The sequence below is a fragment of the Streptomyces geranii genome, from assembly GCF_002954775.1.
Classification (GTDB): domain Bacteria; phylum Actinomycetota; class Actinomycetes; order Streptomycetales; family Streptomycetaceae; genus Streptomyces; species Streptomyces geranii.
This window is the reverse complement of sequence record NZ_PJME01000014.1, coordinates 59481-83878: the sequence shown is the minus strand read 5'-3', so window position 1 is coordinate 83878 and position 24398 is coordinate 59481. Positions and strand designations below refer to the sequence as shown.

Below are 24398 nucleotides of genomic sequence, written 5' to 3'. Positions count from 1 at the left end.
TAGGGGTCGGATGCCGTACGGTGACGGCATGAGCGCCAGGACGACCAGGAGCGAGGAGCGGCGGGCCGAGATCGTCCGGGCCGCCCTGGAGGTGATCGCCGAGCGCGGTTACCGGGGGGCGAGCCTTGCGGCGGTGGCCGAGCGGGTCGGGCTGACCCAGCAGGGGCTGCTGCACCACTTCCCCACCAAGGAGGCGCTGCTGGTGGCGGTGCTCAGGGAACGGGACCAGTGGGACGCCCTCCCCGAGACCCGGTGGCGGGTCGATCTGCTGGCCCAGCTCGTCGAGTACAACGCCATGCGGCCCGGCATCATCCAGACCTTCTCCGCCCTGCTCGGCGAGAGCGTCACGGAGGGGCATCCGGCGCGCGAGTTCTTCACCGGGCGGTACACCGACGTCCGTACAAGCATGGCGGGCGCCCTGCGCACCGAGTTCGGCGACCGGCTGCCGAGCGGGCTCACCCCCGAGCGGGCCGCTCCCCTGCTCGTGGCGGTGATGGACGGGCTCCAGTACCAGTGGCTGCTGGATCCGGAGGCGGTGGACATGCCCGCCGCGTTCCGGGACTTCGTCACGCTGCTGGGCGGCGCGGACGGCTCCGGTGCCGGGAACGACCCCGGCGCTATGGCGTAGACCACTTCCGTCACGTAATACTGCCGCCGTCGACAGCACCTCACTGCTTGCTCCCCACGGCGACGGAAGGTCTGAACTCCCTTGAGTCAGCTGCGTTTCCCCCCGCTTCTCTCTCCTCTGCTTCCCTCCGCACGGGTCCGGATCGGCGTGCTCGGGCTCGCCCTGCTGGCCGGGCTCGCCGCGCCCGTCACCGCCTCCGCCGCCGAGGCCCCGGCCGCGCCGACCGTCGAGGAGCAGCGGCTCGACCGGGCGGCGCCGCAGGAGATCCTGCGGCGGTCCGGATTCGACGCGGTGGCACCGGAGTTCGCGCGGGCGCTCGGCCACGCGCGCTCGTACGCGCGGGCTCGCGGGGTCGTCGTACGGCAGGCGTCGGCGCTGTGGCAGCGGGCCGTCGACCGGGCGCAGGGGCGCGGACCGGCCGGGGGTGATCTGAGCCGGGACGACGACCGGCCGCTGTACTGGGCGCGGCTCGCGCTGGTGCGTGAACTGCGGCTCTGGGCGCCGTCGTTCGGGGTGAGCGACACACAACGGGCCGCGCTGCTGGGCGAGTTGGAGCGGAACTCGCGTGGGCAGACCGCGATCCGGTATCCGTGCGGGGGCGGGGCGGTGAAGCGGGTGCTGGTGACCGGGTTCGATCCGTTCACGCTCGACCGGGACGTGCGGATCTCCAATCCGTCCGGGGCCACCGCGCTCGCGCTCGACGGCACGGTGATCCAGACGGCGGACGGGCCCGCCCGGGTCGAGACCGCCGTGTTCCCGGTGCGCTGGCAGGACTTCGCCGACCGGACGGTGGAGCGGACGCTGAAGCCGGTCCTGCCGAAGGTCGATCTGTTCGCGACCGTGAGTCAGGGGCGGGTCGGGCGGTTCGACGTGGAGCGGACCAACGGGGCCTGGCGGGGCGGCTTCCCGGACAACGAGAACATCGGGCGGACCGAGACGGTCCCGGTCACCGACCCGGCCTCGCAGCCGCAGTGGACGTCGACGACCTTGCCGTACAAGGCGATTGTGGCCGCGAACACCGGGCGCTTCCCGGTGTACGACAACACGAGCGTGACCGAGATACCGGCGGGCGGCACCGATCCCGTCGTACGGGCGGACGGGCCCACCGCAGGGTCCACGGCGCGGGCCGGGGGCGGCGGGAACTACCTGTCCAACGAGATCGCCTACCGGGCCACCCTGCTGCGCGACCGGCTCGGGCTCGGCGGCACGCTGCCCGGCGGGCATGTGCACACGCCTGTACTGCAGTTCGGGACCGGCAACACCGATCCGGCGACCGGGGCGGTGACCGATCCCGAGTTCGTGCGGAACCGGCTGGACATCATCGACCAGGTGCGGTCGATCCTGACCGTGGCCGTCGACGCGTCCGGTCAGGCGGTCGCCTCCTCCGGCGTCTCCTGATCCACCGTCTCCTCGCCGAGCAGGTCGCGGGCCATCAGCGTGGCGCCCGCGACCGCGCCCGGCATCAGGAAGACGGCCACGAACGGCACCACGAAGGCCAGCGCGAGCGGTGTGCCGAAGCCCCACACGAGCAGTCTGCGGGAGCGCAACAGGGCGAGCCGCTCCCGGAGTTCGACCTTGCGGCGCTGCAGGGCGACCCCGGTCAGCTCCTCGGTGAGGAAGAAGCCGGTGACCATGAAGCCGATCACGGGTACGACGGTCTGCCCGACGAACGGGACGAAGCCGAGAGCGAAGAGGAGCACGGCCCAGCACAGGGCCCGGACGAGGACCCGGAGGCTGTCGCGGGCCGAGATCCACAGCTCCCTGATCAGCGGCAGGCCCGACTCGGGGGCCGTGCCGTCCGGGGACACGTCACGGTCGACCTTCTCGGAGAGGTTCTCGTAGAAGGGCTGGCCGATGAGGAGAGTCATCGCCGTGAAGGTGAGGACCGACAGGAGCAGCGCCAGGGCGAAGAGCAGGACGGTCAGGAAACCCCGGAAGAGGCCCTGCCAGGGGCTCGACCAGTCGTCCGCGAAGGGGGTGGCCCAGGTGGTGAGGTCGGTGCCGTACAGGGCGAGGGCGACCAGGGCGGCGAGGTAGAGGACGAGGGTGAGGAGGCCGGGCAGCAGCCCGAATCCGTACTGCTTGCCGTGTCGGGCGACCCAGCCTTGGCCCTTCAGGAGGTAGCGGAAACCTGTCGCGAGATCGCTCATGGGGGAACTCTATCGGGGGCGGGTGATCCGTCCGGGGGACGCGTGGCGCGAAGGCCCTCTTGTTGGCGTTGAGTCGGGAAGGTACATCTCGCGTACCGATCCCAGGAAGCACTGGAGGAGCCAAGCGTGCGTCTCACAAGACCCGTTCCGCCGACACCGGTTCACCGGCCTGTCCTGCTCGCCGTGCTCGCCGTCACCACGGCGGGCTCGCTCCTGCTCACCCCCCTCAGCACCACCGCCACCGCCGACCGCAGGCCCGTCACCCGTGAGGAGGCGGGCGGTGAGCGGGCCGCCACGGCCCCCGTCGGCGCCGCCACCCGCGCCCTCGCCGCGCCCGTCACCGAACTCACCGGCGCCGGGCGCGGCTACCCCCGCGAACAGACCCTGTCCCCCGACCCGGTGAACCCGGCCGACAAGTCCATCAAGCTGGGGCTGACCCCGTACCACGCCATCGCGCCGAAGCTGAACTCCCTTCAGGGGCTGGGCGATCGGGTGAGCGTCGAGGTCGCGGGCCGGTCGGCGGGCGGGCACCGGCTCTACCTCGTCACGGTCACCGCGCCGGAGAGCGCCGCCCAGACGCGCGCCCAGGAGGGCATGCGCGAGCTGATCGAGAACGCGCCCGCGATCGCCGCCAAGAGCCAGGCCGTCAAGCGGAGTTACAAGGCTCCCGTCTTCTTCAACAACAACATCCACGGCAACGAGTGGGAGGGCACCGACGCCTCCCTGAAGCTGATCGAGCGGCTCGCGACCGCGACGGACGCCGGCACGAAGGACCTGCTCGCCCACTCCCGGCTCTACTTCAACATCACCGCGAACCCGGACGGCCGGATCGCCGGTACCCGGGCGAACGCCAACGGCTTCGATCTGAACCGGGACTTCGTGACCTCCTCGCAGCCCGAGGGGCGGGCGATGCGGCAGATCGAGATCGACAAGCAGCCGACGGTCATGCTCGATCTGCACGGCTACGTCAACGGCACGCTCATCGAGCCGACCACTCCCCCGCACGGCGAGAACTACGAGTACGACCTCTTCCTGAAGAACACCTACGCCAACGCCCTCGGCATGGAGGCCGCCGTCAACGGCCTCGGCTACACCCCGGCGAAGGACGGCGTCGAGCCCGCCCAGATCCCGTTCAGGGACCAGGAGGAGGGCTGGGACGACTGGCCGCCGATCTTCACCCCGCAGTACGCGGCCTTCCACGGCACGGTCGCCGCGCACACCGTCGAGATCCCGCTGACAGTCAACAACCGCGCCTACGACACCCTTTCGGTGACCGAACTGCGCCGCCGGTCCGCGATCAACACGGCCGTGGCGGGTGCGGCCATCACGGCGACCCTCGACTACGTCCAGAAGCACCGGACTTCACTCGTCGCCGACCAGATCGAGGTCTTCCGGCGCGGGGCGGTCGGGGCCGCGCAGGTGCCGGTGTCGGCCGAGACAGTCCCGGGGGTTCCGGGGATCGGGCCCGAGGACGTGTACACCGCCGACTTCCCCCGGGCGTACGTCATTCCGGCGGGCGCCTCGGCCCAGCGCTCGGCGCCCGCCGCAGCCCGGCTCGTCGACCATCTCCTCGCCAACGATGTCAGGGTCGGCCGCGCCACCCGTGACTTCCGGCTCGGCGGACGGACGTACGCGAAGGGCTCGTACGTCGTCGACATGCGCCAGCCGAAGCGCGGGCTCGCCAATGTGCTGCTCGCCGACGGGCGGGACATCAGCGACAAGGTGTCGGTGATGTACGACATCTCGGGCTGGAGCCTGGGGAGGCTGTGGGGCGCGACCGTCCAACCGGTCAGCGGCGGAAGCCTGTCGGGCGTGCCCGTGCGTGCCGTGAGCGCCGCCGCACGGGTCGGGTACGTCGCCCCGCGTGGCACTCTGCGGCTGCGGCTGGACGACGCGCGGGAGATCGCCGCCCTCAACTCCCTGCTGCGGGCCGGGGTTTCGGTACGGCGGGCGGCGGACGGGAGTGCGATCGTGCCGGCGTCGGCGCGGGCGAAGGCGGTCGTGGCCGCCCGTACCTACGACGTGGCCTTCGACGCGACGAAGGCCGTCGGCACGACTCCCCTGCGGCGCACCCGTGTCGCGGCTGCCGTCACGCCCGGGGAGCTGTTCGCGCTGCGGGAGATGAACTTCGAGGTGACCCCGGTGTCGACGGCCGTCCTCAACGCCGGTTTCGACTGGTCGGGGGTGGAGGTGCTGTTCGTGTCGCAGGGGGTCGAGTACGAGGGGCTGAACCCGGCCGCCCGTACGGCACTCGGCGCCTTCCTCGGCTCCCGAGGGCTGGTCGGCCGGGGCGCCGCCGGGGCCGCGCTGAACTCCGCCGCCGGGGTGCTGGCGGCCACGGCGGTCGAGGGGAACGGGGACGCCAACGGCGTTGTACGGGTGGTGAATTCGGGACCGGTGACCGCCGGTGCCCCCGGGCACGGCTTCGTGTACGCGCCCGTCTGGTTCACCGGTCTCGGCCCCTCCGTCCGGGTCGAGCAGTCGTACGCGAGCGGCAATCCGCTCGTCTCCGGGCACTGGCGGGCGCTGGCGGACGGCTCGGGCGGGCCCACGGCCGCTGCCGGGCGGCCGTCCGTGGTCAGCGGCCCGGGAGCCGTACTGTTCGGTACGGAGCCGCTCTTCCGAGATCATCCCAAGGGGGAGTTCGCGCAGGTCGCACGGGCGTTGTTCACGGTGGTACCCCGCACAGCACGGCTGCGGTAGGTGAGGAGAGCGGATGACGCAGGAGATCCACGGCACTGTCAGCGACGGGTTCGAGGCGGTACGGGAGGAGTTCGCCGCGTACGTCGCCGGTGAACAGCCCGACTACGAGGGCCAGTTGTGCGCGTATGTGCACGGCAGGCGGGTCGTCGACCTGTGGGCGGGACCGGACACCGGACCCGACACCCTCTACGGCGTGTACTCGTCCACGAAGGGCGCCGCCCATCTCGTGGTCGCCGTCCTGGTCCAGGAGGGCACGCTGGAGCTGAACCGCAAAGTCACCTACTACTGGCCGGAGTTCGCCGCCGAGGACAAGTCGACACTGACCCTGCGTGATCTGCTCGCACACCGGTCGGGCCTGGTCGGCGCCGACGCCGGTTTCACCCTGGAGGAGCTGGCCTCCGACCGGTTGATCGCCGAACGCCTCGCCGACCAGCGCCCGTTCTGGCGCCCGGGCACGGCGTTCGGCTACCACGCCTATGTCATCGGGGCGTTGACCGGTGAGATCGTCCGGCGCGCGACCGGCCGTACGCTCCAGCAGGTGCACGAGGAGCGGGTGCGCGTCCCGTACGGCCTGGACTTCTATCTGGGGCTGCCCGAGGCGCTGGAGCCGCGCTTCAGGTCCGTACAGCCGATGCGACCGACGCCTCAGGAGCGGGAGTTGCTCGACTCGCTGCCCTCCGGGCCGCACACGCTCGCGTCGATCGCCTTCAACCGGCACGGGGCCGAACCGACCGATCTGGAGTCGCTGCCCAACCACCGGGTGGTCCGCGCCAAGGGTCCGGCGTCGGTCGGCGGGGTGGCGTCGGCGCGGGGGCTGGCGGGGCTGTACGCGGCGGCGATCAGTGCGGTGGGCGAGCACGCTCCGCTGCTGAAGCCGGACACGGTGGCGGAGTTCGGGCAGTTCCACTCGACCGGCTACGACCTGGTGTCCCGGGCCCACCGGTCGTTCGGGCTCGGCTTCCAGAAGACGGCGGACGTGGCCTACCCGTTCCTGGGCGCGGGCACGATCGGGCACAGCGGCGCGGGCGGCTCCCAGGCCTTCGCCGACCCGCACAGCGGTCTGGCCTACGGCTACACGCGCCGCCGGTTCGCCTTCCCGGGCGGGGCGGCGCCGGAGAACGAGCGGTTCGTGAGCGCGGCGCACGAGGCGGCGCTGCGCGGCTGAACAGCCGACTGCGAGAGGCCGCACCCCACGTCCAGGGGTGCGGCCTCGGTCGTACTCGACAACTACCGTCGTGCGAAGGTCACTTCACCGCGCGACTCAGTACTTGACGATCATCTTGCCGGTGTTGTCGCCGCGCAGGACGCCGAAGAAGGCCTCCAGGTTGTTCTCGATGCCCTCGACGACCGTCTCGCGGTACTTGAGTTCGCCGGAGCGGACCCAGGCGCCGACCTCCTGGACGAACTGCGGCTGGAGGTCGTAGTGGTCGCCGACGAGGAGGCCCTCGATCCGGCCGCGGGTGGCGATGAGGCGGGCGAGGTTCTTCGGGCCGGGGGCGGCCTCGGTGTTGTTGTAGACGGAGATCATGCCGCAGATGGCGATCCGGCCGTGCAGGTTGAGGGAGCCGATGGCCGCCTCAAGGTGCTCGCCGCCGACGTTGTCGAAGTAGACGTCGATGCCGTCGGGGGCGGCCTCGCGGAGCTGCTTGCCGACCGGTCCGTCCTTGTAGTTGAAGGCGGCGTCGAAGCCGTACTCCTCCACCAGCAGCTTGACCTTCTCGTCGGAGCCGGCCGAGCCGATGACCCGGGCGGCGCCCTTGAGCTTGGCGATCTGGCCGACCTGGCCGCCCACCGCGCCGGCGGCGCCGGACACGAACACGGTGTCGCCCTCCTTGAAGGAGGCGGTGCGCAGCAGGCCCGCGTAGGCGGTGAGGCCGGTCATGCCGAGGACGCCGAGGTACGTGGAGAGCGGGGCGGCCTCGGGGTCGACCTTGACGGCGTCCTTCGCGTTCACGGCCGCGTACTCGCGCCAGCCGAGGAAGTGCAGGACGTGGTCGCCGACGGAGATGCCCTCGGCGTTGGAGGCGATCACCTCGCCGACGGCGCCGGCCTGCATGACCTTGCCCAGCTCGAAGGGGGCGACGTACGACTTGGCGTCGCTCATCCGGCCGCGCATGTAGGGGTCCACGGAGACGAACAGGTTCCGCACCAGCACCTGGCCCTCGCGGGGCTGCGGGACCTCGGACTCGACCAGGGCGAAGTCCTCGGCCCTGGGCACGCCGACCGGACGGCTGAGGAGGTGCCATTCGCGGTTGACGGTGGGGAGTGCGGGAGCGGGGCTGTCGGACATGGGGGACCCTCCGGTGCGGCTCAAATACTTCAGTGCGTGAAACAACAATGCCTCTGAATATTTCATGTTGTCAAGTAACGGGGTAGCCTGGAGGGCATGGCCACACCGGAGAAGACCCGCCGCCCCGACCCCCTGACCCTTGAAGTCGTCGACCTCATCGGCGCGGTCGTGGCCCGCTACCACCAGGAGTACGAGGAGGCGGCCACCCAGCACTCCCTCACCGGGGCGCAGGCCCGCCTCCTGAGCCTGCTGTCACTGGGCCCGCTGCCCATGCGGCAGCTGGCCCGGAAGCTGCGCTGCGAGCCGTCGAACGTCACCGGGATCGTCGACCGGCTGGAGTCCCGGGACCTGGTCGAGCGCCGCCCCGACCCCTCGGACCGCCGGGTGAAGCTGGCCGCGTGCACGGAGGAGGGGGTCCGGGTCGCGCGGAGTCTGCGTGAGTCGCTGGACTTCGCGCGGGAGCCGCTGGCGGGGCTGTCGGACGAGGAGCGGGTGCTGCTGCGGGGGCTGCTGGTGCGGATGGTGGAGGCGTAGGGCCGCCCCGACAGGGCCTAGGCCCTGTCATGAGGGGCGAACAGCCTGGCCGGCTCCCTCGGCTTCGGCCGGTGTGAGCGGGGAGGACCGGGCCTCGCCCCCGAGGTCCGCTGCGGCGGCCTCCGGCCGGCAGCTCTCAGCCGCAGCCCAGAAGGAGTTCGCACGTCTCCGAAGGGGACGCCTCCGGGGTCGGGTCCGCTGTCGTCGGGTCCGCGGAGGGGGACGCCGACGCGGAGGGGGACGCCGAGGACTCGGCCCTCGTCGGCGTCGGCGCCACGACGACCGGCGTCAACTGTGGGGCCGCGCTGCCGCTCGACGAGTCCGAGGGCGCCTTCGATCCCGAACTCTCCGGCGCGGACGGTGACTTCGGCGTGTCCGCGGACGCCGGGTCCGGCGCTTCGTCGTCCGTCGCGGCCGACTCGCCGGACCCGGGGGACTCCGTGTCGTCGGCCTCGGCCGTCGCCGTACCGTCCGCCGCCTCGTCGGTCGCCGCCGCGGGGTTCGGGGTGCTCCCCGGGGCGTCCACGCCCAGTTCGGCGAGGCTCAGTCCACCCGCCGCGAGCACGAACCCCACGACCACGAGGAGCGCCCGCTTCCGTCGCCGCCGGTGCGCCGCCGCCTTGCGGTCACGCCTGCTGACGCCCGCCCGGCCGGTGCCCTCGACGCCCTCGGCGTCCGGCGGGACCTCGACGTCCTGGGTGTCCTCGGCGTCATCGGAGTCCTGGGAGTCCTCGACATCCTGGGCCATGGGCCGCGTACGGCGACGGCCACGTCCACGTGCGCGTCCACGGCCACGTCCACCGCCGCGTGCGCGGTTCCGGGCAGCCGCCCGCCCGGGGCGCGGCGACTCGGCGGAACCGCCCTCGTCCGGCGTGCCGCACTCCGGGCAGGCAAGTGCCCCGTCGAGGTGCCGTCGGCACTGGTCGCAGTAGTCCATGACGCGGGAAGAATAAGTTCCCTGAAGGGTGCGTTCCTAGGGGGTCCTGTGAAGATTCCGTGTGGAAGCGGCGTTTCATGTTTGAGCTACCGGGAGCAAGTCCGACCATTCCCCGTCATCTTCTGACGCGGAATGGTCGGAGATCATCGCGGCCCTCTCCGGCTCACGTCTTTCCGCGTGCCGTCATCGCCCGCTGGATCAGGATGAACGCGCAGAGCAGCACGCCCGTCGCGATCTTCGTCCACCAGGAGCTGAGCGTGCCCTCGAACTGGATGATGCTCTTGATCAGGCCCAGCACCAGGACACCGAAGAGGGTGCCCAGGACATAGCCCGAGCCGCCCGTCAGCAGGGTGCCGCCGATGACGACCGCGGCGATCGCGTCCAGCTCCATGCCCGTCGCGTGCAGCGGGTCGCCGGACTGGATGTAGAGGGTGAAGAGGAGGCCTGCAAGGGCCGAGCAGAAGCCGCTCACCGTGTAGACCGCGATCTTCGTGCCGCCCTGCGGGAGGCCCATCAGCAGCGCCGACTGCTCGTTGCCGCCGATGGCGTACACCCGGCGGCCGAAGCGGGTGTAGTGGAGGATGTAGAAGGCCGCCGTGAGGACGACGAGCGCGACTATCGCGCCGATCGACAGGAAGCCCGCGCCCAGTTGGACCTGCGCCTGGGCCATGCTGCTCACCGAGGAGTCGTCGATGGCGATCGACTCCTTGCTGATGACCAGGCACAGGCCCCGGAAGAGGAAGAGTCCCGCCAGGGTCACGATGAACGGCTGGATCTCGAAGTTGTGGATCACGTAGCCCATCAGGAAGCCGCCGAACGCTCCCACGCCCAGCGCGATGGGGATCACCACCAGGATCGGCAGGCCCTGCTTCTCCACCAGCCACGCCGTCAGCATCGTCGTGAAGCCGATCACCGAGCCGACCGAGAGGTCGATGCCGCCCGAGAGGATCACGAAGGTGGCGCCCACGGCCGCGACCAGCAGATAGCCGTTGTCGATGAACAGGTTGAGGAACACCTGCGGTTCGCCGAAGCCGTAGTTCTGGTAGCGGCTCAGGCCCACGATGTACATCGCGAGGAAGAGCGTGGCCGTCACGACGACGGGCAGCCGCCGGTCGCCGAGCAGTTGGGCGGCCCTGGACGTCCCCGTACGGCTGTCCTGGATCTTGGGGGGCTGTGTGGTCGTGCTCATCACGACACCTCCATCTTGGGGGCTGCCGTGGTCGTCGGGGCGGCGTCCGCCGGAGCGGTGGACGTGGTGTCGCCGCCCTTGGTGCGCTTCCCCGGGCCGAACTTGTTACCGAAGACCTTCGCGCGGAACTTCGGCGACTGCAGCAGACAGACGACGATGACGACGGCGGCCTTGAAGACCAGGTTGGTCTGGGTCGGTACGCCGATGGTGTAGATCGTGGTGGTCAGGGTCTGGATGACGAGGGCGCCCACCACCGTGCCGCCGATCGAGAACCGGCCGCCCAGCAGGGACGTACCGCCGATGACGACCGCGAGGATCGCGTCCAGCTCGATCCACAGGCCGGCGTTGTTGCCGTCCGCCGCCGAGGTGTTGGAGCTGATCATGAGGCCCGCAATACCGGCGCACAGCGCGCAGAACACGTAGCACATGATCTTGATACGGCGGGAGCGGATGCCGACCAGGCGGCTGGCCTCGGCGTTGCCGCCGACCGACTCGACCAGGAGGCCGAGGGCCGTCTTGCGGGTCAGGGCGACCGTGACCGCGACGACCGCAGCCACCACGAAGATGGAGAAGGGCAGGGTCAGCCAGTAGCCGCCGCCGATCAGCTTGTACGGCTCGCTGTTGATCGTGATGATCTGGCCGTCGGTGATCAGCTGGGCCACGCCTCGGCCCGCGACCATGATGATCAGCGTGGCGATGATCGGCTGGATGCCCATCCTGGCCACCAGGAAGCCGTTCCAGAGGCCGCAGACGACCGCCGCCACCAGGCCGATGCCCATCGCCAGGAAGACCCCGGCGAGGGCGCCCTGGTCGGACTGGTCGCTGATGTACGAGCAGGTCAGGGCGCCGGTGATGGCGACCACCGCGCCGACCGAGAGGTCGATGCCGCCGGTCGCGATGACCAGGGTCATGCCGACCGCCACCAGGATCAGCGGCGAGCCGAAGAGCACGATCGAGACGAGGCTGCCGTAGAGGTGGCCGTCCGTCATCTTGATCGAGAAGAAGTCGGGGGTGAAGGGGACGTTGATCAGCAGCAGGACGACGAGTACGGCCACCGGCCAGAACAGGTGGTGCTGCGTCAGCGCCCGCAGGCGGGGAGTGGTGGTCACTGGTGCTCTCCGCTCGCGATGGTCTCCAGGATCCGGGTGGGGGTGATCTCGGGCCCGTTGGCGAGCTGGGCGACCAGCTTGCGGTCGCGCAGCACGCCGATGGTGTGGCTGAGCCGGAGCACCTCCTCCAACTCGGCCGCGATGTACAGCACGGACATGCCTTCCTCGGAGAGCGAGACCACGAGCTTCTGGATCTCCGCCTTCGCGCCGACGTCGATGCCTCGGGTGGGCTCGTCCAGGATCAGGAGCTTGGGCTGGGTGATCAACCAGCGTGCCAGCAGCACCTTCTGCTGGTTGCCGCCGCTCAACTGCCCTACCCGGGCTTCCGGGTTGGCGGGGCGGATGTCCAACGCCTTGATGTACTTGGCGACCAGTTCGTCGCGCTGGGCGACCGGGATGGGCCGGGTCCAGCCGCGGGACGCCTGGAGGGCCAGGATGATGTTCTCGCGGACCGTCAGGTCGGGGACCAGGCCCTCGGTCTTGCGGTTCTCGGAGCAGAAGGCGACCCCGGCGGCGATCGCGTCGTTCGGGGCGCTCATCGAGACCTGCTTGCCGTCGATGCTGACCTTGCCGCTGTCGGGCTGGTCGGCGCCGAAGAGCAGCCGGGCGAGTTCGGTGCGGCCGGAGCCGAGCAGTCCGGCGAGGCCGACGACCTCGCCCTTCTTGATCTCCAGGTCGAAGGGGGAGATACCGCCCTGGCGGCCGAGACCGTCCGCCTTGACCAGCGGTTCGCCCACGTCGGCGTGGAGTTGCTGCTCGTGCAGGCCCTCCAGCTGGTCCATCTCCTTGCCGATCATCAGGTGGATCAGACCGACCTGGTCCAGCTCGCTGACCAGGTGCTCGCCGACGAGGGTGCCGTTGCGCAGGACCGTCATGCGGTCGCAGATCTCGTAGATCTGGTCGAGGAAGTGCGAGACGAACAGGATCGCCACGCCCTCGTCCCTCAACTGCCGCATGAGGCGGAACAGTTCGAGGACCTCGTCGCGGTCGAGGCTGGACGTCGGCTCGTCGAGGACCAGCACCTTGGTGCCGGCTCCGGCGCCGTCGCTGTCGCCGGTGCCCACCGACCGTACGATCGCGACCAGTTGCTGGACCGCGAGGGGGTACGAGGACAGCGGCGCCGTGACGTCGATGTCCAGGCCGAGGCGGTCGACCAGCTCGGCGGCCTCCTTGCGCATCCGGCTCCACTGGATGCGGCCGTAGCGGGTGGGCTCACGTCCGATGAAGATGTTCTCCGCCACCGAGAGGTTGGGGCAGAGGTTCACCTCCTGGTAGACGGTGCTGATGCCGGCCTGCTGGGCCTGGAAGGGGCTGTCGATGCGGACGGGCTGCCCGTCGAGGGCGATCGTGCCGCCGTCCAGCGGGTAGACGCCGGTCAGCACCTTGATGAGGGTGGACTTGCCGGCTCCGTTCTCGCCCATCAGGGCGTGGATCTCGCCGGGGAAGAGCCGGAAGTCGACACCCGACAGAGCCCGTACCCCTGGAAACTCCTTGACTATGCCCGTCATTTCCAGGACGGGCCGTGGCTCTGCCATGGCAGCGCTCCTTTTGAATCTTCTTGAATCGCCTTGGATCTTGAACCGCGTTCGGGCCCGCAGGGAGCCCCCGCTCGTGGAGGGGGCTCCCTGCCGATGGGTGCGGCCGGTCAGTACTCGCGGACGCGGGTCAGTACTTGCGGGTGGGGAGCGCGGCGGCGGCCTGGTCCTGCATGAAGTCGCCTTCCTTGGTCTTGATCCAGCGCTCGACCGTCTCGCCGTTCTTGACCTTCTGGACGACCTCCATCAGCTGGGGGCCGAGCAGCGGGTTGCACTCGACGATGGCGTTGATCTTGCCCTCGGACATCGCGATGAAGCCGTCCTTCACGCCGTCGATCGTGACGATCAGGATGTCCTTGCCGGGCTTCTTGCCGGCCGCCTCGATGGCCTGGATGGCGCCGATGCCCATGTCGTCGTTGTGCGCGAACAGCACGTTGATGTCCGGGTTGGACTGCAGGAAGGCGGCCATGACCTGCTTGCCGCCGGCGCGGGTGAAGTCGCCGGTCTGGCTGACGACGATCTTCCAGTCGTCCGCGTGGTCGGCGTCCATGACCTCCTTGAAGCCCTTGGCGCGCTCGATCGCGGGGGCCGCGCCGGTGGTGCCCTCCAGCTGGGCGATCTTCACGTCGCCCTTGAGGCCGGCCTTCGCGATGACCTTCTCCAGGATCTTGCCCGCGCGGCGGCCCTCGTCGGTGAAGTCGGAGCCGACCAGGGTGACGTACAGGGACTCGTCGGAGGTCTCGACGGAGCGGTCGGTGAGGACGACCGGGATCTTCTTGGCCTTGGCCTCCTTGAGCACCGCGTCCCAGCCGGTGACGACCACCGGGGAGAAGGCGATGACGTCGACGCCCTGGGTGATGTAGCTGCGGATCGCGGAGATCTGGTTCTCCTGCTTCTGCTGCGCGTCGGAGAACTTGAGGGTGTAACCCGCCTCCTTGGCCGCCGACTTCACCGAGTCGGTGTTGGCGCTGCGCCAGCCGCTCTCGGAGCCGACCTGGGAGAAGCCGAGGACGATCGCCTTGCTGCCACCGGAGGTGGAGCCAGAGGAACTGTCGTCCTCCTTCGCGCAGGCCGCCAGGCCCGTCGCCGCCGCCACGCCGACCGCCGCAGTGAGGAAGTTCCGTCTGTTGAGCATGTTCTTCTCCTTTGAAGAGCCGACGCACACACTGCGTCCAGCCTGCCGATCATTGTTCGAGATATCGACCGCGTTGGTGACGTGGGGACGATCGGGTTGCTGCCTAGGGGTGGTACGGGAAGGTGCTTGCCCGGACGAGGAGTTGGGGCTCGATGGCGACCCGGGAAGTCCCCGAGGGCGTCCGGCCCTCGATGAGGTCGAGGAGCAGGGCGATGGACCTCGTGCCCACCGCCGAGAAGTCCTGCCGGACGGTGGTGAGCGGCGGGGCGAAGAACTCCGACTCCGGGATGTCGTCGAAGCCGACCACCGCGACGTCCTGGGGAGTACGGACGCCCGCCTCGCGCAGGGCCCGCAGCACCCCCAGTGCCATCTGGTCGTTCGCCACGAAGACGGCCGTCAGACCCCGGCCCACCCAGCCCGCCAGTTCCTGGCCTGCCCGGTAGCCCGACAGCGGACTCCAGTCCCCCCGCAGCGGCGCGGGCGGTTCCACGCCGGCCGCTTCGAGGGTCGCCCGCCAGCCGTCGACCCGGTCCGCCGCCTCGTGCCAGTCCTCGGGTCCGGCGAGGTGCCAGACCGTGCGGTGGCCCATGGCGAGCAGATGGTTGGTGGCCAGTTCGGCCCCCAGCCGCTGGTCGACGTTGACGCTGGGGATCTCCACGCCGGAGCCGGTTCCGACGGCCACCACCGGGAAGGGGTGGCGGAGTTCGGTGAGGGCCTCGACCGCCGAGCGCTGGGGGGCGAGGGCGATCACCCCCTCCACCCCGCCTTCGCTGAGCCGGTCCAGAGCCTCGGACAGTGTCTCCACGGTCAGTTCGCGAAGACTGACCGTCGAGACGAGATACCCCTCCGCGCGGGCCGCGTCCTCCAGCGCGAAGAGCGTGCTGGCAGGTCCGTAGAGCGTGGTGTTGGAGGCGACCACACCCAGGGTGAGGGTGCGTCTGGTCGCCAGGGCCCGTGCGGAGGAGTTGCGACGGTAGCCCATCTCCTCGATGGCGTGCAGCACCTTTGCCCGGGTCTCGATGCGTACGTTGGGGTGGTCGCCCAGTACGCGGGACACGGTCTGGTGGGACACGCCTGCCTGGCGTGCCACGTCGGCCATGGTGGGCGGCCGGAGCGGTGAGTGGTTCGACTCGGTCACGGCTGCACCTCCTTGGCGGTCGTCTGCGGGTAAGTCCTGTGGCGCGGGCGGTCGTTGGCGTGCCGCCCGCTTCACTGCGGGGCTCCGGGTTGCCCCGAGGCACCCGGCGGGACGGCCGGTTGGGGCACTGCCGACATGACGCTGGTACCTCCTTCGGACGCCGTGCATGACAACTGGTGAAGCGGAGGTCATTGTGAGCGCTAACAATTCATGGCGGTCAAGAGGGCTGCGTCAGGAAGGCGTCACGGTTGGATAACGCGGTCAGCGGCGGGCAGCGGGGGTGCGGCACCGGAATGTGGGCGCACATGACGGCCGTCCACGACACGGCGAAGGGTTGTGCGTTCGACCCATTGACACTCCGCCCGAAGCATCCTTACTGTCGCGACAGCATTTCGAACAAGTGACGAAATCTCGAACAGGCCAAGGACTTAGGGAGTACCGTGCGCATCACGGGAATCAGCACGCACGTGGTCGGGACGCCGTGGCGGAACCTGACCTACGTCCAGGTGCACACCGACGAGGGACTCACCGGCGTCGGCGAGACCCGCATGCTGGGCCACACCGACGCGCTGCTCGGCTATCTGCACGAGGCGAAGACGAACCACATTCTCGGCTCCGACCCGTTCGCTGTCGAGGATCTGGTCAAGCGCATGAAGTACGGCGACTACGGCCGGGCCGGCGAGATCGTGATGTCCGGCATCGCCGTCATCGAGATGGCCTGCTGGGACATCAAGGGCAAGGCCCTCGGCGTGCCGGTCTGGCAGCTGCTCGGCGGCAAGGTCACCGACAAGGTCAAGGCGTACGCCAACGGCTGGTACACCACGGAGCGCACGCCCGAGGCGTACCACAAGGCGGCCAAGGGCGTCGTCGAGCGCGGCTACAAGGCGCTGAAGATCGACCCCTTCGGGACCGGCCACTTCGAGCTGGACCACGAGCAGAGCCTGTACGCGGTCTCCCTGATCGAGGCCGTGCGCGACGCCATCGGGCCGGACGCCGAGCTGATGCTGGAGATGCACGGCCGCTTCTCGCCCGCGACCGCGATCCGGCTCGCCAAGGACCTGGCGCCCTTCAAGCCCGCGTGGCTGGAGGAGCCGTGCCCGCCGGAGAACCTGAAGGCGCTGGAGAAGGTCGCCGCGAAGGTCGACATCCCGGTCGCCACGGGTGAGCGCATCCACGACCGGATCGAGTTCCGCGAGCTCTTCGAGAGCCAGGCCGTGGACATCATCCAGCCGGACGTCGGTCACATCGGCGGCATCTGGGAGACCCGCAAGCTGGCCGCGACCGCCGAGACGCACTACGTGCTGGTCGCGCCGCACAACGTGGGCGGGCCGGTGCTGACGGCGGCCTCGCTGCAGGTCGGGTTCACCTCGCCGAACTTCAAGGTCCTCGAACACTTCAACGACTTCGCGGACGCGGAGATCAAGAAGGTCGTCTCGGGCGCCCCCGAGGTGATCGACGGCTACTTCCACCTCTCCGACAAGCCCGGCCTCGGTGTCGAGCTGGACGTGGACGCGGCGGCGGAGTTCCCGCAGCAGCAGGCCCGCTTCGACCTGTGGGCCGAGGGCTGGGAGCAGCGCAAGCCCAAGGGGACCGAGTGAGCAGCGCCGTGGTGATCGAGGCTCCGGGCGAGCACCGTCTGGTGCCGCACGAGCCTCGGCAGCCGGAGGCCGGCGAGGCCCTCGTACGGGTCCATGCCGCCGGGATCTGCGGCAGCGACCGCGAGGTCTACCAGGGCAACAGGCCCGAGGGGTACGTCCGTTACCCGCTCACCCCGGGCCACGAGTGGTCCGGCACGGTGACTGCGGTCGGCGCCGGCGTGCCGCCAACTCTGCTCGGCCGCAAGGTGGTTGGCGAGGGTTTCCGCAACTGCCAGGTGTGCGACCGGTGTCACGCGGGCGAGACAACGTTGTGCAGTGCCGGGTACGAGGAGACCGGGTTCACCGAGCCCGGCGCGATGGCGACCACGCTGACGCTGCCGGCCCGGCTGCTGCACGTACTGCCGGACGACGCGGACCTCACGGCGGCTGCGCTCCTTGAGCCGGCCGCGTGCATCGCCGCCGCCGCGCTGAAGGCGAACGCCGTGCCGGGTGAGCGGGTGGCCGTGGTGGGCACCGGGACGCTCGGGATGTTCGCCGTGCAGTTCCTGAAGGCGGGTTCGCCCTCCGAACTGCTCGTCGTGGGCACGCGCCCGGACCGGGCCGAGCTGTCGAAGAAGTTCGGTGCCACGGACTTCCGTACGAAGGACCAGGAACTCCCGGACGACTTCGACGTCGTCATCGAGACCGCCGGGTCCGCGGACGCCGCGCGTACCGCCGCCGCCCTGCTGCGGCGCGGTGGCCGGCTCGTCCTCACGGGGATTCCGGCGCCGGGTGCGGACGGGCTCGACCCGACCGATCTCGTCGTACGGCAGCTGGAGGTGCACACCGTGTTCGGTGCGGCCCCGGACGCCTGGGCGCACACCGTGCGGGTCTTCGGCGCCGGGCTGCTCGATCCGCTGCCGCTCGTCACGCACGAGCTGCCGCTGGAGGAGTTTCCGCAGGCCATCGAGTTGGTGGGGTCCGGCGACCCGAAGGTCGGCAAGGTCCTTCTGCGGCCGTGACACACCCCTGAGCCGTACGCCGGTACGGGGTACCTGACGACCCCGTACCGGCGTACATCCAAAGCCTTGTGCACCCAGAGCCGCGAACCTCATCCGATATGCCGAACACGCCGAACCGGCCGATCCTGAAGGACAGATTGTGACCGACACCACCGCCTCCGCAGCCCGCCGCCCGGGAGAGCAGGCGCTCGCCGCGCTCGGCCTGGACGCGCCCGCCCTCGACCCCGCGGACTCCTCCCCGCACACCTTCCCCGGCGGCGGTCGCTGGCGTACCGAGGTGCCCTCCGTGGAGGGGCCCGAGGCGCTCGGGGTCGTCCTCAAGGAGTCCTCGCGGCTCGATGTGCCGATCCACCGGGTCAGCCAGGGCAGCGGCATCTGGATGCTGACCGACGCCGAGATCACCGAGATGGTGGAGGCGACGGCCGAGCGGGACATCGAGCTGTGCCTGTTCACCGGTCCGCGCGGCACCTGGGACATCGGCGGCTCCACCCGGACCGACTCCAAGGGCGGCGGGCTGCGCGCCCGGGGCGCCGACGCGGTCGCCGGGTGTGTCGAGGACGCCGTGCGGGCGACGGAGCTGGGCGTCAAGTGCCTGCTCGTCGCCGACGAGGGTGTGCTGTGGACCCTGCACCGGGCGCGCGTCGCCGGAATCATCCCGGCCGACACGACGCTCAAGGTGTCGGCGCTGATCGGTCCGGTCAACCCGACCGCGTACGCCGTGTACGAGAACCTCGGCGGCGACTCGATCAACGTGCCGAGCGACCTGACGCTCGATCACCTCACGGAGATCCGGCGGGTGTCGGGCGCTCCGATGGACATGTACATCGAGGCGCCGGACGATCTGGGCGGCTACATCCGGATGTACGAGGTCGCCGAGCTGATCCGGCGCGGCGCCCCGCTCTACCTCAAGTTCGGTCTGTCGAAGGCTCCCGGGATCTACCCCTACGGCAACCACATGCGCGACCTGACGCTGGCCACGGCCAAGGAGCGGGTGCGGCGCGGCCGGCTCGCCCTGGACCTGCTCGCGCGGCACGGGGCGGACGGCGACATGGCGCCGCTCGGCTCGCGACTGCCCGGCGATCTGAAGCGGTTCGAAACGCCTGCATAACGTTACGGACAACGCCCCTTCACAAAACGCGACGCAGTCGAACAGACTCCGACACGACTTCTCTTGGTCTCCTCTTACCCTCGCCGGAGCGGGACCGGACAAGCCCCACGCCTCAAGACATCAAGGATGATGATCATGCGTACTCGCAGAGCCGCTCTCTCCGCCATAGCCTCCTCCGCCGTCCTCGCCCTCTCCCTCACGGCCTGCGGCCAGAGCAGCGAGGGTGGCAGCGAGTCGACGTCGGACGACGCCAAGGGCGGCACCATCGGCATCGCGATGCCGACCAAGTCCTCGGAGCGCTGGATCGCCGACGGCGCCAACGTGGTCAAGGACCTCGAGTCCAAGGGCTACAAGACCCAGCTGGTCTACGGCGAGGACGACCCCGACCAGCAGGTCTCGCAGATCGAGAACCTGATCACGCAGGGTGTGAAGGCCCTGATCGTCGCGGCCATCGACAACAAGTCGCTGAACAACGTGCTCCAGCAGGCCGCCGACGCCAAGATCCCGGTCATCTCCTACGACCGCCTGATCCTCGGCACGAAGAACGTCGACTACTACGCGTCCTTCGACAACGAGAAGGTCGGCGAGCTGCAGGGCACGTACATCGTCGAGAAGCTCGGTCTCGCGGACGGCTCGAAGAAGGGCCCGTTCAACATCGAGCTGTTCGCCGGCTCGAACGACGACAACAACACGAAGTACTTCTTCCAGGGCGCGATGAACATCCTGCAGCCCTACATCGACAAGAAGCAGCTCGTCGTCGGCTCCGGCCAGACCGCGCTGACCCAGGTCACCACGCTGCGCTGGGACGGCGGCACCGCGCAGAAGCGCATGGACGACATCCTGACCGCGGCCTACAAGTCGTCCCGGGTCGACGCGGTGCTCTCGCCGTACGACGGCATCTCCATCGGCATCCTGTCCGCGCTGAAGTCGGACGACTACGGCTCCAAGAGCAAGCCGCTGCCGATCGTCACCGGCCAGGACGCCGAGGTCGCCTCGGTGAAGTCGATCATCGCCGACGAGCAGTCGATGACCGTCTACAAGGACACCCGCGAACTCGCCAAGGTGGCCTCGAACATGGTGGACGCTGCGCTCACCGGCAAGACGCCGGAGACCAACGACACCAAGACGTACGACAACGGTTCGAAGGTCGTCCCGGCCTACCTGCTCACCCCGGTGAGCGTGGACAAGACGAACTACCAGACGGTCGTCGTCGACTCGGGTTACATCAAGGAAAGCGACCTCAAGTAACCCCCGCACTCCAGAGATTGGAAGGCACGACCATGGCGGGACCCGTCCTGGAAATGCGCTCGATCGTCAAGACCTTTCCCGGCGTCAAAGCGCTGTCGGACGTCAACCTGACGGTCCGTCAGGGCGAGGTCCATGCCATCTGCGGGGAGAACGGCGCCGGCAAGTCGACCTTGATGAAGGTCCTCTCCGGCGTCCATCCGCACGGCACCTACGAGGGGGACATCCTCTTCGAGGGTGAGGTCGTCTCCTTCAGGGACATCAGGGCCAGTGAGCACCGCGGCATCGTGATCATCCATCAGGAACTGGCCCTGGTGCCGTACATGTCCATCGCGGAGAACATCTTCCTCGGCAACGAGCACGCCACCCGCGGGTTCATCAGCTGGAACGACACGCTGAAGCACGCCGCCGAGCTGCTGCGCCGGGTCGGTCTGGACGAGAACCCGCAGACGCGGGTCGCCGACATCGGTGTCGGCAAGCAGCAGCTCGTCGAGATCGCCAAGGCGCTGTCGAAGAAGGTGAAGCTGCTCATCCTGGACGAGCCGACGGCCGCCCTGAACGACGAGGACAGCGGCAAGCTCCTGGATCTCATCCTGGGCCTCAAGGACCAGGGCATCACCTCGATCATCATTTCGCACAAGCTGAACGAGATCGAGACGGTCGCCGACTCGGTGACGATCCTGCGCGACGGCCAGACCATCGAGACGCTCGACGTGAAGGCCGCGGAGACCACCGAGGACCGGATCATCAGCGGCATGGTCGGCCGCGACCTCGAACACCGCTTCCCGGAGCGGACCCCGCACGACGCGCAGGAGGGTTCCGCGCCCGCGCTGGAGATCCGCGACTGGACCGTGCACCACCCGATCGACCAGCAGCGCAAGGTGGTCGACGATGTGTCGATCTCCGTGCGGCGCGGGGAGATCGTCGGTATCGCGGGCCTGATGGGCGCCGGGCGCACCGAACTCGCGATGAGCGTCTTCGGGCGCACCTACGGCCGGTACACGCACGGGACGGTCCTCAAGGACGGCACGGAGATCCGTACGAAGACCGTCTCCGAGGCGGTCAAGCACGGCATCGCCTATGTGACCGAGGACCGCAAGCACTACGGCCTCAACCTCATCGACACCATCAACCGCAACATCTCGCTCAGTGCCCTGAGCAAGGTCACCAAGCGCGGTGTGGTCGACGAGCACGAGGAGCGGAAGGTCTCCGAGGGCTTCCGCAAGTCCATGAACATCAAGGCGCCGACCGTCTTCGAGCCGGTCGGCAAGCTGTCGGGCGGCAACCAGCAGAAGGTCGTCCTCAGCAAGTGGATCTTCACGGGTCCGGATGTGCTGATCCTGGACGAGCCGACCCGCGGGATCGACGTGGGCGCCAAGTTCGAGATCTACACGGTCATCGACAAGCTGGCGGCCGAGGGCAAGGCGGTCGTCTTCATCTCCTCCGAGCTGCCGGAGCTGCTCGGGATGTGCGACCGCATCTACACGATGGCCGCGGGACGGCTGACCGGTGAGTTCTCGCGTGCCGAGGCCACGCAGGAATCGCTGATGCGTCAGATGACGAAGGACAAAGAGGTAACGCGATGAGCACGGATGTGACCGCCAAGAGCCCGGCCCCCGCGCCCGGCAGGAGCGGGGAGGCGGCGGGCGGCGGACTGCTCCAGCTGGTGCTGGACGGCCTGCGCCGCAACATGCGGCAGTACGGCATGCTGATCGCCCTGGGTCTGATCGTGGCGCTGTTCGCCGTGTGGACCGACGGCGACCTGCTGCTGCCGCGCAACGTCTCCAACCTGGTGCTGCAGAACAGCTACATCCTGATCCTCGCGATCGGCATGATGCTGATCATCATCGCGGGCCACATCGACCTGTCCGTGGGCTCGCTGACCGCGTTCATCGGCTCGATGGCCGCCGTCTTCATGGTCGACAACGACATAGCCTGGCCGCTGGCCGTCCTGCTGTGTCTGGCCGTGGGCGCCGCCGCCGGTGCCGCGCAGGGCTTCTTCATCTCGTATCTCGGTATCCCGTCGTTCATCGTGACCCTGGCGGGCATGCTCGTCTTCCGCGGGCTGACCGAGATCTTCCTGAAGGGCCAGACCCTCGGCCCGTTCCCCGAGGGCCTGCAGAAGGTCGCCAACGGCTTCCTGCCCGAGGTCGGCCCGGACACCAACTACCACAACCTGACGCTGCTGCTGGGCTTCGCCCTCCTCGCGTTCGTGGTGTTCCAGGAGTTCCGCGACCGGCGCAGGCAGCAGGAGTTCGCGCTCGACGTGCCGCCGATGAACCTGTTCGTCCTCAAGCTCGTCGCGATCGCCGCGGCCGTGCTCACCGTCACGATGCTGCTCGCCAGCTACAAGGGCGCCCCGATCGTCCTGCTGATCCTCGGCGCGCTGGTCGTCGGCTTCGGCTACGTGATGCGCAACGCGATCATCGGCCGCCATGTGTACGCCATCGGCGGCAACCTGCCCGCGGCCAAGCTGTCCGGCGTGAAGGACAAGAAGGTCGTCTTCCTGCTCTTCGTGAACATGGGCATGCTGGCCGCGCTGGCCGGTCTGGTCTTCGCCGCCCGCTTCAACGCGGCCTCGCCCAAGGCGGGCCTCAACTTCGAGCTGGAGGCGATCGCCGCCGCGTACATCGGCGGCGCGTCGATGAGCGGCGGGGTGGGCACCGTCCTCGGCGCGATCATCGGCGGTGTCGTCCTCGGTGTCCTCAACAACGGCATGAACCTCGTCGGCGTCGGCACCGACTGGCAGCAGGTCATCAAGGGCCTGGTACTGCTGGCGGCGGTCGGCTTCGACGTGTGGAACAAGCGCAAGGTCGGTTCGTAAGCACGTGGTGCCGCGGGTCCCGTGGGCGGTCCGCCCACGGGACCCTTCGGCTTTGTACGTGGTCATGGAGGCGGGAACACCGTGAAGGAACTCTTCGGCAAACTCCCCGACGGTACGGAGATCCACCGCTGGTCGGTGGAGAACGGCGGCACCCGGCTGCGGGTCCTGTCGTACGGCGGGATCGTGCAGTCCCTGGAGATCCCGGACCGCGAGGGCCGGTACGCCAATGTCTCCCTGGGCTTCGACGACCTCGACGACTATGTCGCGGCGAGCCCCTACTTCGGCGCGCTGATCGGCCGGTACGGCAACCGGATCGGCGCGGGCCGCTTCACCCTGGACGGCACGGACCACCAACTGTCGGTCAACGACGGCGAGAACAGCCTGCACGGCGGCAGCGCGGGCTTCGACAAGGCCGTGTGGGAGGTCGAGCCCTTCGAGCGCGGTACGGATGTCGGGCTGGTCCTCCGACTCACCAGCGCCGACGGCGAGATGGGCTTCCCCGGCACGCTCACGACGACCGTCACCTACACCCTCACCGGGGACGGCGACTGGCGGATCGACTACGAGGCGACGACCGACCGGGCCACGGTCGTCAACCTCACCAACCACGTCTACTGGAACCTGGCGGGCGAGAACGCCGGTTCGGTCCTCGGGCACGAACTGGAGATCGCCGCCGCCCGCTACACCCCCGTGGACGCCGGTCTGATCCCCGCCGGTGCGCCGGCCGAGGTCGCGGGCACGCCCTTCGACTTCCGGGTGCCGAAGACGATCGGCGCCGATCTGCGCACCGCCGACCAACAGCTGCTGTACGCCAAGGGGTTCGACCACAACTGGGTGCTCGACAAGGGCGTCACGGCCGAGCCCGAGCACATCGCCACCCTCAAGGACCCCGTCTCCGGGCGGACGTTGAGGATCGCGACCACCGAGCCCGGCCTGCAGTTCTACTCGGGCAACTTCCTCGACGGCACCCTCGTCGGGAGCGGCGGCGCGATCCACCGCCAGGGCGACGCGCTGTGCCTGGAGACCCAGCACTTCCCGGACTCCCCCAACCGGCCGGACTTCCCGTCCACGGTGCTGCGTCCCGGTGAGACCTATCACACATCGACGATCCACTCATTCGGGACGTGAGCGTCGTCGACCGAGGTGGCGGATGCCGGAGAATGGTCATCGGTTTCACAGGGGTTTCACAATTTCCTACCAAAACCACAGCGGTTGAACAGCGCCCCACAGGCATCCGTATCTAGTGGCGGCCCGTGCTCCCCCGCGCGGGCCAC

Annotated in this window: 20 protein-coding genes; 12 read left to right on the top strand and 8 right to left on the bottom strand. The window is 69.4% G+C overall.

Going from position 1 to position 24398, the window contains the following annotated elements:
* The first annotated feature begins 10 nt into the window (after positions 1-10).
* Together CW359_RS20405 and CW359_RS20400 are read left to right on the top strand one after the other, a co-directional pair.
* Positions 11-628, top strand: a complete 618-nt coding sequence (locus tag CW359_RS20405; RefSeq protein WP_105971426.1) for a TetR/AcrR family transcriptional regulator — start codon at positions 11-13, stop codon at positions 626-628.
* A 90-nt stretch (positions 629-718) separates the two neighbouring features.
* Positions 719-2026, top strand: a complete 1308-nt coding sequence (locus CW359_RS20400; RefSeq protein ID WP_105971580.1) for a pyroglutamyl-peptidase I family protein — start codon at positions 719-721, stop codon at positions 2024-2026.
* Here CW359_RS20400 and CW359_RS20395 read toward each other — a convergent pair.
* Positions 1996-2778, bottom strand: a complete 783-nt coding sequence (locus CW359_RS20395; protein WP_105971424.1) for an EI24 domain-containing protein — start codon at positions 2776-2778, stop codon at positions 1996-1998. The genes CW359_RS20400 and CW359_RS20395 overlap by 31 nt on opposite strands.
* Positions 2779-2904: 126 nt before the next feature.
* Between CW359_RS20395 and CW359_RS20390 the strand changes: the two genes are divergently transcribed.
* Together CW359_RS20390 and CW359_RS20385 are read left to right on the top strand one after the other, a co-directional pair.
* A complete protein-coding gene (locus CW359_RS20390) occupies positions 2905-5481 on the top strand; it encodes a M14 family zinc carboxypeptidase (protein ID WP_105971423.1) in 2577 nt (858 codons plus the stop codon).
* Positions 5482-5494: 13 nt separating this feature from the next.
* A complete protein-coding gene (locus CW359_RS20385; protein WP_105971422.1) occupies positions 5495-6646 on the top strand; it encodes a serine hydrolase domain-containing protein in 1152 nt (383 codons plus the stop codon).
* 96 nt (positions 6647-6742) lie between these two features.
* Here the strand turns inward: CW359_RS20385 and CW359_RS20380 are convergent, their stop codons facing one another.
* Positions 6743-7771, bottom strand: coding sequence for an NADP-dependent oxidoreductase (locus CW359_RS20380; protein WP_105971421.1), 1029 nt, complete (start codon positions 7769-7771; stop codon positions 6743-6745).
* 96 nt (positions 7772-7867) lie between these two features.
* Here CW359_RS20380 and CW359_RS20375 point away from each other — a divergent pair, with 96 nt between their 5' ends.
* A complete protein-coding gene (locus CW359_RS20375; protein WP_105971419.1) occupies positions 7868-8305 on the top strand; it encodes a MarR family winged helix-turn-helix transcriptional regulator in 438 nt (145 codons plus the stop codon).
* A gap of 136 nt (positions 8306-8441) precedes the next feature.
* Here CW359_RS20375 and CW359_RS20370 read toward each other — a convergent pair whose 3' ends face one another.
* The 6 genes from CW359_RS20370 to CW359_RS20340 all read right to left on the bottom strand — a co-directional run bounded on the left by CW359_RS20370 (position 8442) and on the right by CW359_RS20340 (position 15309).
* Positions 8442-9242: an SCO2400 family protein gene (locus tag CW359_RS20370; protein ID WP_456300556.1), complete on the bottom strand. Its 801-nt coding sequence runs from the start codon at positions 9240-9242 to the stop codon at positions 8442-8444.
* A 163-nt stretch (positions 9243-9405) separates the two neighbouring features.
* A complete protein-coding gene (gene yjfF / locus CW359_RS20360) occupies positions 9406-10431 on the bottom strand; it encodes a galactofuranose ABC transporter, permease protein YjfF (protein ID WP_105971414.1) in 1026 nt (341 codons plus the stop codon).
* Entirely contained in the window at positions 10431-11540 is a 1110-nt protein-coding gene (locus tag CW359_RS20355) for an ABC transporter permease (RefSeq protein ID WP_105971413.1), read from the bottom strand. The genes yjfF and CW359_RS20355 overlap by 1 nt, the downstream gene beginning before the upstream one ends.
* Positions 11537-13075 carry a sugar ABC transporter ATP-binding protein gene (locus CW359_RS20350; RefSeq protein WP_105971411.1) on the bottom strand — a complete coding sequence of 513 codons (1539 nt, stop codon included), beginning with the start codon at positions 13073-13075 and terminating at the stop codon, positions 11537-11539. Before CW359_RS20350 ends, CW359_RS20355 begins: the two co-directional genes overlap by 4 nt.
* Positions 13076-13205: 130 nt before the next feature.
* The gene (locus tag CW359_RS20345; RefSeq protein WP_105971410.1) at positions 13206-14210 is read right to left on the bottom strand and encodes an ABC transporter substrate-binding protein; all 1005 of its coding nucleotides are present in this window, start codon (positions 14208-14210) and stop codon (positions 13206-13208) included.
* Between the two features lie 103 nt (positions 14211-14313).
* Complete coding sequence (locus tag CW359_RS20340) at positions 14314-15309, bottom strand: LacI family DNA-binding transcriptional regulator (protein WP_105971578.1); 996 nt, start codon at positions 15307-15309, stop codon at positions 14314-14316.
* Positions 15310-15788: 479 nt separating this feature from the next.
* Here CW359_RS20340 and CW359_RS20335 point away from each other — a divergent pair, with 479 nt between their 5' ends.
* The 7 genes from CW359_RS20335 to CW359_RS20305 all read left to right on the top strand — a co-directional run bounded on the left by CW359_RS20335 (position 15789) and on the right by CW359_RS20305 (position 24252).
* Entirely contained in the window at positions 15789-16946 is a 1158-nt protein-coding gene (locus CW359_RS20335) for a mandelate racemase/muconate lactonizing enzyme family protein (RefSeq protein WP_105971408.1), read from the top strand.
* Complete coding sequence (locus tag CW359_RS20330) at positions 16943-17947, top strand: zinc-dependent alcohol dehydrogenase (RefSeq protein ID WP_105971407.1); 1005 nt, start codon at positions 16943-16945, stop codon at positions 17945-17947. Before CW359_RS20335 ends, CW359_RS20330 begins: the two co-directional genes overlap by 4 nt.
* Positions 17948-18086: 139 nt before the next feature.
* Positions 18087-19055 (top strand): glycosyltransferase family protein, encoded by a 969-nt coding sequence (locus CW359_RS20325; protein ID WP_105971405.1) that lies wholly within the window; start codon positions 18087-18089, stop codon positions 19053-19055.
* A gap of 135 nt (positions 19056-19190) precedes the next feature.
* Positions 19191-20303 carry a multiple monosaccharide ABC transporter substrate-binding protein gene (gene chvE / locus CW359_RS20320; RefSeq protein WP_408647501.1) on the top strand — a complete coding sequence of 371 codons (1113 nt, stop codon included), beginning with the start codon at positions 19191-19193 and terminating at the stop codon, positions 20301-20303.
* A gap of 32 nt (positions 20304-20335) precedes the next feature.
* Positions 20336-21886 (top strand): multiple monosaccharide ABC transporter ATP-binding protein, encoded by a 1551-nt coding sequence (mmsA, locus tag CW359_RS20315; protein WP_105971576.1) that lies wholly within the window; start codon positions 20336-20338, stop codon positions 21884-21886.
* A complete protein-coding gene (mmsB, locus tag CW359_RS20310; RefSeq protein ID WP_105971402.1) occupies positions 21883-23124 on the top strand; it encodes a multiple monosaccharide ABC transporter permease in 1242 nt (413 codons plus the stop codon). The genes mmsA and mmsB overlap by 4 nt, the downstream gene beginning before the upstream one ends.
* 21 nt (positions 23125-23145) lie before the next feature.
* On the top strand, positions 23146-24252 hold the full coding sequence (locus CW359_RS20305) for an aldose epimerase family protein (protein ID WP_332874987.1): 1107 nt from the start codon (positions 23146-23148) through the stop codon (positions 24250-24252).
* Positions 24253-24398: the final 146 nt, after the last annotated feature.